This window comes from Rhodococcus sp. D-6 (assembly GCF_040256695.1).
Classification (GTDB): domain Bacteria; phylum Actinomycetota; class Actinomycetes; order Mycobacteriales; family Mycobacteriaceae; genus Rhodococcus; species Rhodococcus pyridinivorans.
In genome coordinates this window covers 2,460,577-2,475,998 of record NZ_CP132970.1, presented here as the reverse complement: position 1 = coordinate 2,475,998, position 15,422 = coordinate 2,460,577, and the positions used below count along the sequence as shown (strand labels likewise).

The window sequence follows — 15,422 nt, the reverse complement described above, 5'->3', positions numbered from 1 at the left end:
AGCGTCGCCGTGCAGACGACCCCGCTGCTCGAACGCTGGAACCGGTGGGCCCGCGGGCACACCGGAGTGATCGACGGGGCGTTGGCCGCGGTGCTCGCGCTGTTCGGGGTCGCCCTGCACGTGGCGGACGCGCGATCGGTGGCGGGTCTGTTCGTCACCCTCGCGCTCACGCTGCCGCTGACCTGGCGCAGGACCCGCCCGGTGGTGGCGGGTTCGCTCGTCGCGCTCGCCGCCTACGCGCACCTGCTCGTCCTGCCGGAGGTCCTGCCGATCGCGGCGATCGCGGTACCGATCGCGGTGTACGCGCTCGCCGCCTACGCTCCGCGGTGGGCCGCCAACACCGCGCTGCCCGTCGCGGTGGTTGGGGGCGCACTCGCCGGAGTGCTCTATTTCGGCTACGACGGCCGCACCGCGCTCGAAGCGTTCGTGACGGCCACCTTCGTCGCGGTCTTCCTCGCTGGTGTGTGGGCGTTCGGGCGGGTCCGCGGGTTGCGTTTGCGCGAGATGGATTCGCTCACCGAGCGCAACCGGTTGCTCGAACTCGAACGCCTCAAGGAGGCCGAACTGGCCGCCACCCAGGAGCGCACCCGCATCGCCCGGGAGATGCACGACATCGTCGCGCACTCGCTCACGGCGATCATCGCGCAGGCCGACGGTGGTCGCTACGCCGCCGCGACGAACCCGGAGGCGGCCGCAGGGGCGTTGACCACCATCGCCGAGACCGGGCGTCGCGCGTTGACCGACATGCGCGGGTTGCTGTCGGTGCTCCGTGAGGACACGCCGCGCGAGTTCACCACCACACCAGGCGTCGGCGACGTGCCGGCGCTCGTCGAGCAGATGCGCACGAGCGGGCTCGAGGTCGAGTTCTCGGTCGACGGGCAGAGCCGCGAGGTGCCCGAGGGACTGGGGCTGTCGGTTTACCGGATCGTGCAGGAATCGCTCACCAATGTCCTCAAGCACGCGGGTCCCCGCGCCCGCACCCACGTCCGTCTCGACTGGCGGCCCGACACGCTCGTCGTCGAGATCGTCGACGACGGCAGGGGAGCGGCGGCGCTCGTCGAGGCCCGCCCGGGTGGGCAGGGGCTGACCGGTATCGAGGAGCGGGCCCGGCTGCACGGCGGTCGCGCGGCGGCCGGTCCGAGAGACGGTGGCGGCTACCGGGTCCGTGCCGAACTGCCCGCACCGGCGGTCTCCCCCTAGGGTGGCGTCCGTGACCGAACCCGCCCGCGACACCCGATCCGACACGACCATCCGTATCGGGCTCGTCGACGACCAGCAACTCGTGCGCGCCGGTTTCCGCATGGTGCTCGAATCGCAGCCGGACATCGAGGTCGTCGTCGAGGCGTCCGACGGCGAGGCCGCCGTCGCCGAACTCGAACGGGTCCGCGCCGACGTCGTGCTGATGGACGTGCAGATGCCGCGGGTCGACGGGATCTCGGCGACGCGGTCGTTGCTGCGCTCGGCCGACGCGCCGAAGGTCGTGGTGCTCACAACCTTCGACAACGACGACTACATCGTCCAGGCGATCGCCGCCGGTGCGAGCGGCTTCCTGCTCAAGGACGCGCCGCCCGAGGACCTGCTGGCCGCGGTACGGACGGTGCACCGCGGTGACGCCGTGATGGCCCCGCGCGCCACCCGCTCACTGCTGCACCATGTCTCGCCGTTGCTCGACGGTGCGGAGCGGCGCGCGGTGCCGGTCGCGGTGCCCGAGGATCTGACTCCACGCGAACTCGAGGTGCTCGTCGCGATGGCACACGGCCTGACCAACGGGGAGATCGCCGAGCGGTTCGTGCTCTCCGAGACGACCGTCAAGACCCACGTGGGCCGGGTGCTGGCGAAGACGGGATCGCGCGACCGCGTGCAGGCGGTGCTGTTCGCCTTCCGCGCCGGTCTCGTGCATCCCGACGATCTGCTCGGCTCGGAGGAGTAGGACCGTGGTGCCATCCCGGAGACGACCGGTCCTCCCGGGGTAGGACACCGGGGCGGCGAAGATCGACTCGCGGGTCGATGTGCGTGCGCCGCATCGTTTCTAGCGTCGAAGCATGACTTCGATCAGCTCTTTCGTACCGGCATGTTCGGCTCAGGGGGTCGCCCGCGTCTACGGGCGCGGCGACGCCGAGGTGCGTGCCCTCGACGGGGTGTCCGTCGCCTTCGCGCGGGGACGCTTCACCGCGATCATGGGACCGTCCGGATCCGGCAAGTCGACACTCATGCACACCCTCGCCGGTCTCGACGGTGTCGATTCCGGGCGCGTGATCCTCCACGGCGACGGCCGCCGCGCCGACGTCGAGATCAGCACCGCCCCCGATGCGGTGCTCACCGAACTGCGCCGCGACCGCATCGGATTCGTCTTCCAAGCGTTCAATCTGCTGCCCGTGCTCACCGCCCGCGACAACATCCTGCTGCCGATGCGGCTGGCCGGCTCGCGCCCGACGCCCGAGTGGTTCGACGAGGTGACCGGCCGGCTCGGTCTGACCGACCGGCTCGACCACCTTCCCCACGAGATGTCCGGCGGTCAGCAGCAACGCGTCGCCGTCGCGCGGGCGCTCCTGCCGCAGCCCGACGTGATCTTCGCCGACGAACCCACCGGAAACCTCGACTCGCAGTCCGGCGGGGAGGTGCTCTCGATGCTCCGGTCGAGCGTGCGGGAGACCGGTCAGACCGTGGTGATGGTGACGCACGATCCGGTCGCGGCCTCCTACTCCGATCGGGTGGTGCTGCTCGCCGACGGCCGGCTCGCCGGTGAGATCGCGCAACCCACAGCGGATTCGGTGATCGATGCGATGCGCGACCTGCGCACCTCCCGAACGGTGGTGCCGGTCCGATGAGGCATCTCGTCCTGGCCCAGGCCCGCGCCCATCGGGGGCGGTACGTCGCGTCCGTGCTGGCGGTCTTCGTCGCGGTCGCGTTCGTCGTCACCACCCTCGTGCTCGGCGACACGGTGAGTGCGTCGGTCTCGAAATCCACGGCGGCCCGGTATGAGGGGGTCGCGGCAGTCGCTCTTCCCGCCGACTCCACTGTCGCACCCGACGAGGTGCTCACGCTGGTCGCTACGACACCGGGCGTCGAGGCGGCGGCGCTCGACGTCAGCGGTCCCGTCCGGCTGATCGGAGCCGACGGGTCGTCCTCGAACGGCACCGCGACGAGCATCGCACCCGAGGGCGCCCTGCGGTGGCAGCAGCTCGGGGACGGACGCTGGCCGTCGAACCCGGCTGAGGTCGCCGTCGGCTCGTCGTCCGGCCGGGCGATCGGTGACGAGATCACCGTCGCCGGCCCGACGGGTTCCGTCCCCCCGACCACCGTGGAGGTCGTCGGTGTCGTCGATCTCGACGGATCACCGCTCGCCCTGAGCCCGGGATCGGTCTTCGGCGACGCCGCGCAGGTGCGGTCGTGGTCCGGGGACACGACGGACTGGGAGGTCCGTGCAGTCGGTGACGCCGACGCCGTGCGAGCGGCACTCGCGCCGGTGCCGGGCGTCGACGTCGTGCCGGGTGCCGATCGCGCCACGGCGGTCGCCGACGACTACGTCGGGGACGTCGCCCTGCTGCGCAACGTCCTGTTGTGCTTCGCGGCGATCTCGGTGGTCGTGGCCGGCCTGGTCATCGCCAACACCTTCTCCGTCCTGCTCGCCGCGCGCACCCGCGAACTGGCCCTGATGCGCTGCGTGGGCGTGACGTCCACCCAGGTCCGCCGCAGTGTCCGCGGCGAGGCGTTCGTCGTCGGCCTCGTCGCGGCCGTCCTCGGCGTGCTCGGCGGGTCCGGACTCGCCGCGGCCGTGGTGTCCGCGGCGCGGGCCGTGGACGCCCCGATCCCGCTCACGTCGGTCTCGGTGACGGCCACCACGGTGATCGCGGGTCTGATCGTGGGAACGGGCATGACGGTGGTCGCCGCGAACGGTGCCGCGCGGGCGGCGACCCGCGTGCGGGCGCTCGCGGCCCTGCAGCCCCTCGAGACCCGCCCCGAACCGGTGCGCGATTCGTGGGTGCGCCGCATCTGTGCCGCGCTGGCGATCGTCGGGGGCACGGCCCTGCTCGGTCTCGGGGTCGTCATGGCGAACGTGCTCGTCGCGTGCCCTGGTGGACTGCTGCTGTTCGTCGGTGTGGTGCTCGCCTCCCGCCGTCTCGTGCCCGCCGCGGTCGGTGCGGTGGGGGACGTGCTCGCCCGTGCCGGTGGCCCGCTCGCGGTGCTCGCCGCCGGCAACGCCCGGCGCAATCCGCGCCGCACCGCGTCGACGGCCACCGCGCTGTTCATCGGCGTGACGTTGACCTCGACCCTCGTCGTGGGGATCGGCACGCTCGAGGCTGGGGCGCCGGACGTGATCGACGAGCAGTTCCCCGTCGACATGGCCGTGACCGCGCCCGAACGCGACGGGCTCGCACCGGAGGTGACCGAGCGGCTGACGGCGGTCGACCGGGTGAGCAGCGGCGCCGAACTCGCGGCGGTCGACCTCACGATCGGCGGCACGGAGGCGTCGGTCCTCGGCGTCGATCCCGCGGCGATGGCCTCGACCGTCCGGACCGACGTGCGCCTGCCCGAGGCCGGGACGATCGTGCTCGAACGCTCTCTGGCGAGGTCGGTGGGCGTGGACGACGGAGCCGTCATCACCGTCGGCGGCCCGGTGGGCACCCGCGAGCTGACCGTCGCCACGACCGAGCCGGGGATGCCCGACATGATCGAGTGGAGCGACCTGACCGCCGTCGCCGGCCCCGTCACGGCGGACACCGTGTGGCTGAAACTCGATCGAGGAATGTCGGACGAGGACCTCGTCGCCGTTTCCGACGACCTGTCTCGGGTCGCCGCGGCCGAGGTTCCGGGCAGCGAGGTGGTCGGTGCGGTGCAGATGCGGCAGATGCTCGAGAAGATCCTCGACACGATGCTGCTGATCGTCGGCGGGCTGCTGTCCGTGGCCGTGGTGATCGCCCTGATCGGCGTGGGCAACACGATGGCGTTGTCCGTGCTCGAGCGGCGACGGGAGACCGCGATGCTGCGCTCGGTGGGTCTCTCGCGGGCCGGTGTGCGGAGTCTGCTCGTGCGGGAGGCGTCGATCATAGCCGGCGTGGCGTCGCTGCTCGGCGTGGTGCTCGGCCTGCTGCTCGGGGCGGCCGGCACGGCCTCGGTAATCGGCCCGGGCCACATCGCACCAGGTTCGGTGCCGTGGTGGCAGCTCGCGGCGATCGTCCTGGTGGGCGGTGTGGCGGGCGTCGTCGCCTCGCTCGTCCCCGCCCAGCGCGCGAGCCGGGTGTCGCCGGTCGCGGCGATGGCGGGGTGACGGTCGGTCCTCCTCCCGACGGTGCTCCCCGTCGACCGGAACGCGCCCGAGTCCTTCCGCGGCTCGGGGGCGTTCGTCGTCGAATCGGCGGTTCGAGACGACCGGCCGAGAACTAGGCCGACGAAGTCGGCAGAGAATCAGGCCGACGAAGTCGGCAGAGGATCGGACCGATCGAGTCGGCGTAGGCTCGAGCCGTGTCGGGACGGGACCGGAAGCGTGCCAGGGCGATACGGGTGTCGCGCGGGGTCCCGTCGGTGCGGTTCGTCACCGCGCTCGCGACGGTGTGGGGCAGGGCCTGGGGCGGCTCGGTGTCCTTCGACGACGAGTTCGGCTTGTTCGTCTGCAGCGGTATGCGCGGTGGCTTCGCGCGCGGCGGCACCACCGTCGGCGGTGTCTTCCTCACCCGTAGGCCACCGACGCGGGCGCTGCTGCGCCACGAATCCGTGCACGCGGACCAGTGGGCCCGTTACGGCATCGGCTTCGCGGTGCGTTATCTGTGGGAGGAACTCCGCAACCCGGGGTCCCGCAACAGGTTCGAGATCGAGGCGGGACTCGCCGATGGCGGCTACCGCGCGGAGCGCGGGATCACCCGTCCAGACGAACCGTGATCTTCTCGCTCGCGACGCGGCGTTCGGTGGCCTCCGGGTCGGGATTGCTCACCTGTACCAGCGACGCCCGGGCCGCGAGCACCGCGAGCAGTCCGGCGACGAGAGCGTCGGGCTGCGACCAGGACCGGGACGACAACACGCGGTCGCCGCTGCCGATACCCGCCGCCGACGCCGACTCCGTGGCGGCAGCGAGCACGTCCGACTGCGAACGTCCGGCGAGCACCGCGTCGCCCGCACCGGAGGATCGGAACTGGTCGCCGTGCATCCGCACGTCCGTCGCATAGTCCGTGATCCCTGGCGGCAGGTCGCGCACGGGGGCACCGAAGGCGTCGAGCGACAACGCCGCGACCTCGGCAACCGTGTCGACCTCGTCCAACCGGTCGGGGGTGACGAGAGCGAGATCGGCATCCGGGTCGGCGTCGAGGACGACCTCGGCCCCTGCCCACCACACGCCCAGCAGGACCGCGGCGCTCTGCCAGTGGGCGGGAAGCAGCACCGCCACCCGACCTCCCGGAAGGACTCCGAACTGGTCGCGAATCATATTGGCCGTCTTGGCAGCCCAGTTGGCGAGGGTGAGCGCCGACAGTTCGATCCGCGCGCCGGTCGCGTCGTCGTACCAGGTGATCCGCGGACCCGCCGGATCTTCGGCGAGGATCGGGTCGAGCAGTGCGTCGGTCAGGGTGGTCACGATGTCCTTCTTCTCGGATTCTGTTCGCGCGACTGTCGGTTCACACAGGTGTCAGTTCACGCAGCGCGGGCCGTCGGAGCCCGCATCGATGGGCGGTGCGGCGGGAGCCGGGGTGGCGGTGCCACCGGCCGGGCTCACGCCGATGTCGGAGGCGGATGCGGCGGTGGACGAACCGGAGTACGACGACGAGCCGGGGCCGGTGTAGTCGCCGGCGAGCACGACCCGCACGGTGCCGGCCGGGAGCGAGGGATCGGACTCGGTGGCGAGACCACCGAGCGCCGCGGCCACCGCGCGGGTCTCGTCGGAGTCCTCGTCGGCACCGAAGACCGTCGACGTGCCCACACCGGAACCGGTGTAGTTGCCCACCTCGCCCTCGACGTAGCCCTCCTCGGACAGAGCCGTGGAGACCTGGGAGGCCAGGCCGGACACGGATCCGGCGTTCGCGACGTCGACCGTAACGGTCGACGCGTCGATGTCGGGAGCGGGCACCGGGGTCGAGGTGGTCTCGCTGCCGTCCGGTTCGCGGCCGATCAACTCGGCGACGAAGGAGCGCACCTCGTCCGGATCGACCTGCACGACCGACTCGCCGTAGTCGGTCATCGCGTTGATGTCCTGCACCGGGATCGTCGAGAAGGTCACGTCGCCACCGGCGAGGCCCTGCAACTGCGTCGCGAGCGCCATGATGTCCCAATCGGAGTCGAGCACCACCGAGCGCTGCACTGCGGCGGTCAGCTGACTCACCTTCGACGGGTTGGACAACGTCTTGGCGCTGAGCACCTTCTGTGCCAGCGACGCCATGAACACCTGCTGCCGCACGATCCGGTCGAGATCGCCGCGCGGCAGGTCGTGACGCTGGCGGACGAAGCTCAGTGCGTCCGAACCCTGCAGGGTCTGCTCACCGGCATCGAAACGGGCACCCGACAGTGGCTCGTCGACCGGTGCGTTCAGGCACACCTCGACACCGCCGACGGCGTCGGTGAGCAGCACGAAGCCGAGGAGTCCGACCTCGGCGTAGTGGTCCACCGTCACACCCGTCAGGTCGGCGACCGACTCGATGAGCGCCTCCCGGCCTGCCTGGGTCGATTCCTTCTCGAGTTCGGCCTCGGTCGCGTCGGCGTCCGCTTCGACGAGCTCGGCGCGCCGGTTCGCCTTCGTGGCGCCGTAGGCCGCGTTGATCTTCGACATCCCGATCTCGGGCACCTCGACGTAGGTGTCGCGGGGGATCGACATCGCAGTGGCCGACCGGCCGTCGTTCGGCACGCGGATCAGGATGATCGTGTCGGTGTTGTTCGCTACTTCTTCGCCGGCGCGCAACGCGTCGAGCTCGCGCTGGGAGAGAGGATTGCCGTGCGCGTCGGTGCGGCTGTCCGTGCCCACCAGCAGGATGTCGACGGCGCCGTCCTCGCCGTCGCCGAGGGCCAGGCCGCGGACCGAGGCCAGCGACGACTGCAGCGCGTCGACGCTGCGCCACGCCGCACCGGTGACGACCAGCACGAGGCACGCCGCGATCGCGACGGCGATCTGCCACGGCCTTCCGCTGTACACCCGTGCCTCCGCCGGTGCTCCGGGGCTGTGTGAGGGGGGCTCGCGACGCGCGGAACGCCGGGACTGCCGGGGACCGGGATCCGACCCGTACCTGCCGTCGGCAGCTGTCGGATCGCCCGCGCGGGTGCGACGTCCCGTGGGGGCGGGACGTCGGCCGGTGCGGCGACGCGGCTCTGGCGGCACCTGGTACTCCTCCTGTGGGTGGTACGGGGTCTGTGGATGTAGCTCTCGGTTGAAGGCTACTGGTGGGGACGCTCGCCCGGCGCGCACCACTCCGGCGTGCCAGACTTCTCCGAGTGCGTAGCGTTCTCGTCACCGGAGCCCGTGGCCAGCTCGGCCGTCATCTCGTGAACCGCGGCACCGCGGCGGGGATACCGATCCGCGGTGTCGGATCGTCCGAGGTGGACATCACCGATCCGCAGGCCGTGGCCGCCGCGGTCGAACCGGGATCCGTGGTGATCAACGCCGCCGCGTACACCGCCGTCGACGCGGCCGAGACCGACGAGGACCGGGCCGCTGTGGTGAACGGCACGGGCCCGGGCGTGTTGGCCGCCGTCTGTGCCGACAAAGGTGCCCGTCTCGTCCATGTCTCCACCGACTACGTCTTCGCCGGCGACGCGACCGAGCCCTACTGCGTGGACGCGCCGACCGGCCCGCGCACGGCCTACGGCCGCACCAAACTCGCCGGTGAACGGGCGGTGCTGGAGGTGCTTCCCACCGCGCACGTCGTGCGCACCGCCTGGGTGTACACCGGCGACGGCAACGACTTCGTCGCGACCATGCGGCGGCTCGAAGGCGAGCGGGAGACCCTGCGCGTCGTCGACGACCAACGCGGTTGCCCCACCTACGCGCGCGACCTGGCCGACGGACTGATCGAACTCGCCGAGCACGGTGACCGGATCCCCGGTGGGATTCTGCATGCCACGAACGCCGGAGAAGCGACGTGGTTCGACCTCGCCCGGGCGGTCTTCGAGGAGATCGGCGCCGACCCGGAGCGGGTGCAACCCTGTGGCAGCGACGAGTTCGTCCGCCCCGCGCCGCGGCCGGCCTATTCGGTGCTCGACGACAGTGCCTGGATCGGTGCCGGCCTGACGCGCTTCCGTCCGTGGCGGGAGGCACTGCACGAGGCGATCGCCGGTAGCGGAACCGTGCCGCCCGCGCGATGACGTGTGAGGAAACGGCCCGTGAGGTGTCGCACACTGTCGAGGTCGCTAAGGTGACCGGCGTGGATTCGACGCTGGCCGTGGTGACGGTGACCTATTCGCCCGGTGAGCACCTCGAGAACTTTCTCACCTCGCTCACCTCCGCGACCGTTCTGCCGACGCAGGTGATCCTGGCCGACAACGGTTCGATCGACGGTGCTCCCGAGGCCGCCGAGGCGGCACACGAGAACGTGCGACTGCTCCGGACCGGGGGAAACATCGGATACGGCGGGGCGATCAATCGCGCGGTCGCCGAGATCGACCCGTCCGCGGAGTTCGTGATCGTCGCGAACCCGGACGTCCGGTGGCACCCCGGTTCGATCGACGAACTGCTCGAGGCGGCGCGTCGCTGGCCGCGAGCCGGCTCGCTCGGGCCGCTGATCCACGAACCCGACGGAAGCGTCTACCCCTCGGCACGCACCGTCCCCACCCTCGCCTCCGGTGCCGGTCACGCGCTGCTCGGCACCGTCTGGCCGGCCAATCCGTGGACGCGTCGCTACCGGCAGGAGAGCGAGGAGATCAGCGAACGCCCCGTGGGCTGGCTGTCCGGATCGTGCCTGCTGCTACGGCGAGCGGCCTTCGATTCGATCGACGGCTTCGATTCGCGGTACTTCATGTACATGGAGGACGTGGACCTGGGCGACCGGCTCGGACGAGCGGGCTGGCTCAACGTGTACGTGCCGTCCGCGGTGGTCACGCACGCCAAGGGCCACGCGGCCGGACGGCACCCCGAACTGATGCTTCCGGCACATCATGAGAGTGCCTACCGCTTCCAGGCGGACCGTCACCCCCACGGGTGGCAGGCACCGCTGCGGTGGGCTCTGCGGGCCGGGCTCGCGGTGCGATCGCGAGTGGCGGTCGCAGCGGCCGTGCGGGAGCGTCGGAACGGGAGGACCGACCGGAACATTCGGGTCGGCACGACAGTGAACAGGGGAGACGATGACGAGTGAGTCGGCACCGCACACCGATGCGGTGATTCTGGTCGGCGGACAGGGCACGCGGCTACGCCCGTTGACGCTGTCGGCACCCAAGCCGATGCTGCCCACCGCGGGGGTGCCTTTCCTCACCCATCTGCTCGCGCGGATCCGTGAGGCAGGCATCAAACACGTCGTCCTCGGCACCTCGTTCAAGGCCGAGGTCTTCGAGCAGCACTTCGCCGACGGTTCCGACTTCGGTCTCGAGATCGAGTACGTCACCGAGACCGAGCCGCTCGGCACCGGCGGCGGTATCCGCAACGTGCTGCCGAGGTTGCGCGCCGACAACGTGATGGTCTTCAACGGCGACGTGCTCGGTGGCACCGATCTCGGTGCGGTGCTCGACACCCACGTGCGGACCGAGGCGGACGTGACCCTGCACCTGGTGCGGGTGAGCGATCCGCGTGCCTTCGGCTGTGTGCCGACCGACGAGGACGGCCGGGTGACCGCCTTCCTCGAGAAGACTCAGGATCCGCCGACCGATCAGATCAACGCCGGTTGCTACGTCTTCCGCCGCGAGATCATCGAGCAGATCCCCGAAGGCCGTCCGGTGTCGGTGGAGCGCGAGGTGTTCCCGGCGCTGCTGACCGAGGGCAAGAAGGTGTTCGGGCACGTCGACGCGGCCTATTGGCGCGACATGGGAACCCCGGAGGATTTCGTCCGCGGCTCGGCCGATCTGGTCCGCGGTATCGCCCCGTCGCCGGCGCTCCCGCCGCAGCGCGGCGAGTCGCTCGTGCATCCGGGTGCCTCCGTGGCCCCGGGCGCCCTGCTCATCGGGGGCACGGTCGTCGGTCGCGGCGCCGAGATCGGTGCGGGTGCCCGCCTGGACGGCGCGGTGATCTTCGACGGTGCGCGGGTCGAGGCCGGTGCGGTGGTCGAACGGAGCATCATCGGTTTCGGTGTACGGGTCGGTCCGCGGGCCTTGATCCGCGACGGTGTGATCGGTGACGGCGCCGATATCGGTGCGCGATGCGAGCTGCTGCGCGGTGCCCGGGTGTGGCCGGGAGTGAAGATCCCCGACGGCGGTATCCGGTTCAGTACCGACGTGTGAGTCGAGAGGTCGAAGTGGGTTTCGAAAGATACGTGGCCCTCGGTGATTCGTTCACCGAGGGAGTCGGCGACCCGGATCCGGCGCGTGCCAACGGGCTGCGCGGTTGGGCCGATCTCGTCGCCGGTGAGCTGGCGCGGCACTCGGAGAGCTTCGCGTACGCGAACCTCGCCATCCGGGGCCGGTTGCTGCGACCGATCATCGACGAGCAGCTCGAGACCGCCGTGGCGATGCGTCCCGATCTCGTGACGATCTATGCCGGCGGCAACGACCTCATGCGTCCGAAGCTCGACCTCGACACGCTTGCGGCGGAATACGACGAGGCGATCGGCAAGCTCGCCGCGACCGGCGCCCGCATCCTGATGTGGACGGCCTACGACGGCAGCTGGGCGCCGGTCTTCGGGATGCTGCGCGGCCGCTGGGCCGTGTACAACGAACTCGTCCGGGCGATCGCCGATCGACACGGGGCGACCATCGTCGACTTCTGGCGGTTCGACGAGTACCGCGATCTGCGCATGTGGGACTTCGACCGGCTGCATATGTCCGCGGCCGGCCACCACAACATGGCGATCCGCGTGCTCGATCTGCTGGGCGTCGCACACGGTCTCGGACCGGTGGAGTTCGACGAGGCACCCGTCCTCACACGGGCCCAGGAACGCGCCGCGGACCGCGCGTGGATGCGCGAGTTCCTCGTCCCCTGGGTGGGCCGGCGGCTGCGCGGAGTATCCTCCGGCGACGGCATCACCCCGAAATACCCCGACCTCGGCCCTGTCCGGTTCTGACCTCACGGCCCGGTTCCGACCTCACGCTCGTCCCGGCAACCCACCGGGACGAGCGTGGTCGTCTCAGGCCCGTCGGGCCGCGTCGTCTCAGGCCCGTCGGGCCGCGTCGTCTCAGGCCCGTCGGGCCGCGGCGAGCCGGACCATGTGCGCGATGGTCTCGTGCTCGGCCTCCGGCGGAAGCGCGTCGACGGGCCACCACTGCAGGTCGGTGGATTCGTCGCTGCGCACCGGCCGGGCACCGACGGGTGCGGTCACCAGGAACCGCAGGTCGAGGTGACGGGTGGGCACGCCGAGGGAGCACGTGATCGGATGCGTGTGCGCCGACAGCAGTTCCGGATCGATCACCAGATCGGCGATGCCGGATTCCTCGGTGGCCTCGCGCAGGGCCGCGTCGACGACCGTGTCGTCCGACGGCTCGCAGTGACCGCCGAGCTGGATCCACCGCCCCACCCGCGGATGCAGGGTGAGCAACACGTTGCGGTGGTCGGCGTCGAGCACGATCGACGACGCCGTGATGTGGCCGGGCACGTGTTCGCGCAGGCACCCGTCGGGCGCCGAATCGAGGAACGCCAGCATCGTATGCCGCAGCGATTCGGCGTCTTCCGAGTCGGTGCGCCAGGCGGTGAGCCGGTCGATCGCCGAGGCGTGCAGGGAACGCGCCGACACGACTACAGCTCCACGAGGGCGTCGCCCGGGTCCGCGGGTTCGCGCGGTTCCGGTTCGGTGAGCGGGTAACCGACGGCGACCGCCCCGAGCGGCGACCACTCGGCAGGAAGACCGAGTTCCTCGCGGACCACCTCGGGCGCGAAGATCGTCGAACCGATCCAGCAGCTGCCGAGCCCGCGGGTGGCCAGGGACACGAGCAGGCCCTGCACCGCGGCGCCGGCGGCGACGGTGAACATCGTCGCCTCGGCCGCGGTGCGACGGGCATCCGGATAGTGGTGTGCGCCGTCGGGCACCCAGAAGGGGACGATCACCTCGGGTGCGTCGTAGAGGATCGCGCCGCGGGAGATCCGGCGTTCGACGGCCACCGGGTCGAGTCCGTCGCCGTGGAGATCCTCGGCCCACCTGTCGCGCATGCGGTCGAGGAGCCGGCGGCGCACCTGCTCGGTGCGCACCCACACGAACCGGACCGGACGGGTGTGATGAGGTGCGGGTGCGGTGAGGGCCTCGGCGACCGCCTCGCGCAGATCCTCGGGATCGACGGGCTCGGAGGCGAACTGCCGCACCGACCGGCGCAGCAGCAGCGCCTCGCGCCGACCGCGTTCGAGAGCCTCCTCGGTGCCGAGCCAGAACAGGTCGTCCTCGCCGCTGCGGATCAGGGCGCGGGCGGTGGATCCGTCGTCGGGCAGGTCGAGTCCGCGCACCACGGCGACGGGCACACCGCCGAGCTTGCCCTTGACCAGATCGCCTGCGGCGGCGATCTCGTCGGCGACCGCCACGGACGTCACCTGCAGTTCGTTGCCCTGCGAGTCGTGGGAGCCGGCGTAGCCGTGCAGGACTGGAAGCCCGGACGAGCCGATCGCGGCGTCGGTCTGGCCGTTGCGCCAGGCGCGGCCCATGGTGTCGGTGACCACCACGGCGACCCGGACGCCGAGCAGCGCACCGATCCGTTCGCGGAGCGCCGCTGCGCTCGCATCGGGGTTCTCGGGCAGCAGCGCGAGTTCGGCGCTGTCGACATTGGATCCGTCGATGCCGGAGGCTGCCTGCACGATGCCGAGCTTGTTCTCGGTGATGAGGGTGCGGCCCTTGCGTGCCAGCACGCGCACCGCTTCCTGGTTCACCAGGCGCCGGCGGAGCGCGTCGCGGGCGTCGGGATCGGTGGGCGCGGCCACGATCCGTCCCTCGACCTTCGAGACCACTTTGCTGGTGACGACGAGGACGTCCCCGTCGGCCAGCCACGGTGCGGCCTGCGCGACGGCTGCGGCCAGGTCGTCGCCGGGCCGGAATTCGGGAAGCCCGGCGACGGGCAGGATCTCGATCGGGCCGCCCGGCGCGTGGTCGCGCACTGCAGGGTCGGCGACGGCGTCCGGCATCACAGGGTCACTCCGGCGAGGTCGAGGGCGGCGCGGGCCATCTCGGCCGTCGCGTCGGTGTCGGTCATGAGCAGGGGAACGGATCGGACCTCGACGCCTGGCACCTCGGCGTTGTCGGTCGAGTGCACGAGCCAGCCGTCGAGAATGCCTGTGCCCGAGCGGGCGCCGTAGTACCGGCCGACCGCCTCGGCGGTGGTCTCCACTCCGATGACGTCCAGGCACGCATCGGCCATGCCGCGCAGGGGCTTGCCGTCGATGACGGGGGACAGGCCGACGACCTTCGCCGACGTGGTGCGCAGCGCCCCACGGATACCGGGGATCGCGAGGATCGCTCCGACGCTCACGACGGGGTTCGACGGGGCCAGGACGACGGCGTCGGCGTTCTCGATCGCCTCGAGCACACCGGGAGCGGGCTCTGCCTCTTCTGCGCCGATGTGGGCGAAGCTGTGGGTGGGCACCTGGGCGCGGTGGCGGACCCACCATTCCTCGAAGTGCACGGCCCGCTGTTCACCGTCCTCGGGATCGGTGATGACGACGTGGGTCTCGCTGCGGTCGTCGGAGACCGGCAGCAGGGTCACACCCGGCTTCCACCGCGTGCACAGTGCTTCGGTGATCGCGGAGAGCGGATAGCCGGTCCGCAGCATCTGCGTCCGGATGAGGTGGGTGGCGATGTCGCGGTCGCCGAGACCGAACCAGTCGGGGATCGCCCCGTAGGCGGCGAGTTCCTCCTTGGCGTTCCAGGTCTCACCGGCGCGGCCCCAGCCGCGTTCGGTGTCGATCCCACCGCCGAGGGTGTACATGCAGGTGTCGAGATCCGGACAGATCCTCAGGCCGTGCATCCACACGTCGTCGCCGACGTTGACGATCGCGGTGATGCGGTGTGCCGCGTCCGGATTCGGCTCCACGCCCGGAGAAATATCGAGAAGCCGGCGCAAACCTGAGAGAAAACGCGCCCCACCGACACCTCCGACCAATACAGTCACATTCACGGCCCAAGCCTAAGCGGTGCGTCGCCTACCCGGTCGCGCACCGTCCGAAACGCGTTTCGGCAAAGCGGCCGATGATATGTGAACAACGCCGCTCCGCTTGACCGCGACACACCCGAAGTGTCTAATCACATACATGTCATTCGATAATCGAATTCGAGATCCCTTGCGGTGAACCCGCATTCGAACGAGTATTCGAAGGATGGCAGCGGGTTGATCCCCGGTCATGATTCGGCGCTGCAGGTGAGGAGGGACAATGGCCGGCGAGCGCGACAGCTTCGAGC

The 15,422-nt window shown here is 70.9% G+C and carries 14 protein-coding genes; 9 read left to right on the top strand and 5 right to left on the bottom strand.

Going from position 1 to position 15,422, the window contains the following annotated elements; all coding sequences use genetic code 11:
- Positions 1–9: 9 nt before the first annotated feature.
- The 5 genes from RBB84_RS11665 to RBB84_RS11645 all read left to right on the top strand — a co-directional run bounded on the left by RBB84_RS11665 (position 10) and on the right by RBB84_RS11645 (position 5,877).
- Positions 10–1,200, top strand: a complete 1,191-nt coding sequence (locus tag RBB84_RS11665) for a histidine kinase (protein ID WP_350247493.1) — start codon at positions 10–12, stop codon at positions 1,198–1,200.
- Between the two features lie 100 nt (positions 1,201–1,300).
- Positions 1,301–1,930, top strand: coding sequence for a response regulator transcription factor (locus RBB84_RS11660; protein WP_231911951.1), 630 nt, complete (start codon positions 1,301–1,303; stop codon positions 1,928–1,930).
- 112 nt (positions 1,931–2,042) lie between these two features.
- Entirely contained in the window at positions 2,043–2,828 is a 786-nt protein-coding gene (locus RBB84_RS11655) for an ABC transporter ATP-binding protein (protein ID WP_019288512.1), read from the top strand.
- Positions 2,825–5,269: an FtsX-like permease family protein gene (locus RBB84_RS11650; protein WP_033097088.1), complete on the top strand. Its 2,445-nt coding sequence runs from the start codon at positions 2,825–2,827 to the stop codon at positions 5,267–5,269. The genes RBB84_RS11655 and RBB84_RS11650 overlap by 4 nt, the downstream gene beginning before the upstream one ends.
- A gap of 194 nt (positions 5,270–5,463) precedes the next feature.
- A complete protein-coding gene (locus RBB84_RS11645) occupies positions 5,464–5,877 on the top strand; it encodes a hypothetical protein (protein ID WP_228044581.1) in 414 nt (137 codons plus the stop codon).
- On the opposite strand, the gene RBB84_RS11640 is transcribed toward RBB84_RS11645, so the two are convergent.
- Positions 5,855–6,565, bottom strand: a complete 711-nt coding sequence (locus tag RBB84_RS11640; RefSeq protein ID WP_006550195.1) for a TIGR03089 family protein — start codon at positions 6,563–6,565, stop codon at positions 5,855–5,857. The genes RBB84_RS11645 and RBB84_RS11640 overlap by 23 nt on opposite strands.
- A 51-nt stretch (positions 6,566–6,616) precedes the next feature.
- Positions 6,617–8,110, bottom strand: a complete 1,494-nt coding sequence (locus tag RBB84_RS11635; RefSeq protein ID WP_006550196.1) for an LCP family protein — start codon at positions 8,108–8,110, stop codon at positions 6,617–6,619.
- A gap of 296 nt (positions 8,111–8,406) precedes the next feature.
- Here RBB84_RS11635 and rfbD point away from each other — a divergent pair, with 296 nt between their 5' ends.
- Genes rfbD through RBB84_RS11615 form a run of 4 tightly spaced genes read left to right on the top strand, consistent with a single transcriptional unit; the run spans position 8,407 to position 12,116 of the window.
- A complete protein-coding gene (rfbD, locus tag RBB84_RS11630; protein ID WP_006550197.1) occupies positions 8,407–9,276 on the top strand; it encodes a dTDP-4-dehydrorhamnose reductase in 870 nt (289 codons plus the stop codon).
- Between the two features lie 59 nt (positions 9,277–9,335).
- Positions 9,336–10,262, top strand: a complete 927-nt coding sequence (locus RBB84_RS11625; protein WP_052040046.1) for a glycosyltransferase family 2 protein — start codon at positions 9,336–9,338, stop codon at positions 10,260–10,262.
- Positions 10,252–11,337 carry an NDP-sugar synthase gene (locus RBB84_RS11620; RefSeq protein WP_006550199.1) on the top strand — a complete coding sequence of 362 codons (1,086 nt, stop codon included), beginning with the start codon at positions 10,252–10,254 and terminating at the stop codon, positions 11,335–11,337. Before RBB84_RS11625 ends, RBB84_RS11620 begins: the two co-directional genes overlap by 11 nt.
- Before the next feature lie 14 nt (positions 11,338–11,351).
- Positions 11,352–12,116 (top strand): SGNH/GDSL hydrolase family protein, encoded by a 765-nt coding sequence (locus RBB84_RS11615; protein ID WP_033097090.1) that lies wholly within the window; start codon positions 11,352–11,354, stop codon positions 12,114–12,116.
- 111 nt (positions 12,117–12,227) lie between these two features.
- Here RBB84_RS11615 and RBB84_RS11610 read toward each other — a convergent pair whose 3' ends face one another.
- Genes RBB84_RS11610 through cofD form a run of 3 tightly spaced genes read right to left on the bottom strand, consistent with a single transcriptional unit; the run spans position 12,228 to position 15,141 of the window.
- Positions 12,228–12,782, bottom strand: a complete 555-nt coding sequence (locus RBB84_RS11610; RefSeq protein WP_006550201.1) for an NUDIX domain-containing protein — start codon at positions 12,780–12,782, stop codon at positions 12,228–12,230.
- A gap of 2 nt (positions 12,783–12,784) precedes the next feature.
- Entirely contained in the window at positions 12,785–14,152 is a 1,368-nt protein-coding gene (locus RBB84_RS11605; protein WP_033097202.1) for a coenzyme F420-0:L-glutamate ligase, read from the bottom strand.
- Positions 14,152–15,141, bottom strand: a complete 990-nt coding sequence (gene cofD / locus RBB84_RS11600; protein ID WP_072740421.1) for a 2-phospho-L-lactate transferase — start codon at positions 15,139–15,141, stop codon at positions 14,152–14,154. Before cofD ends, RBB84_RS11605 begins: the two co-directional genes overlap by 1 nt.
- Positions 15,142–15,422 lie beyond the last annotated feature (281 nt).

What these genes read in the sequence shown, in the direction of transcription:
- RBB84_RS11660 (WP_231911951.1), top strand. Translation starts at nt 1,301, where the DNA reads ATGGTGCTCGAATCGCAGCCGGACATCGAGGTCGTCGTCGAGGCGTCC.
- RBB84_RS11655 (WP_019288512.1), top strand. Translation starts at nt 2,043, where the DNA reads ATGACTTCGATCAGCTCTTTCGTACCGGCATGTTCGGCTCAGGGGGTC.
- RBB84_RS11650 (WP_033097088.1), top strand. Translation starts at nt 2,825, where the DNA reads ATGAGGCATCTCGTCCTGGCCCAGGCCCGCGCCCATCGGGGGCGGTAC.
- RBB84_RS11620 (WP_006550199.1), top strand. Translation starts at nt 10,252, where the DNA reads ATGACGAGTGAGTCGGCACCGCACACCGATGCGGTGATTCTGGTCGGC.
- RBB84_RS11605 (WP_033097202.1), bottom strand. Translation starts at nt 14,152, where the DNA reads ATGCCGGACGCCGTCGCCGACCCTGCAGTGCGCGACCACGCGCCGGGC.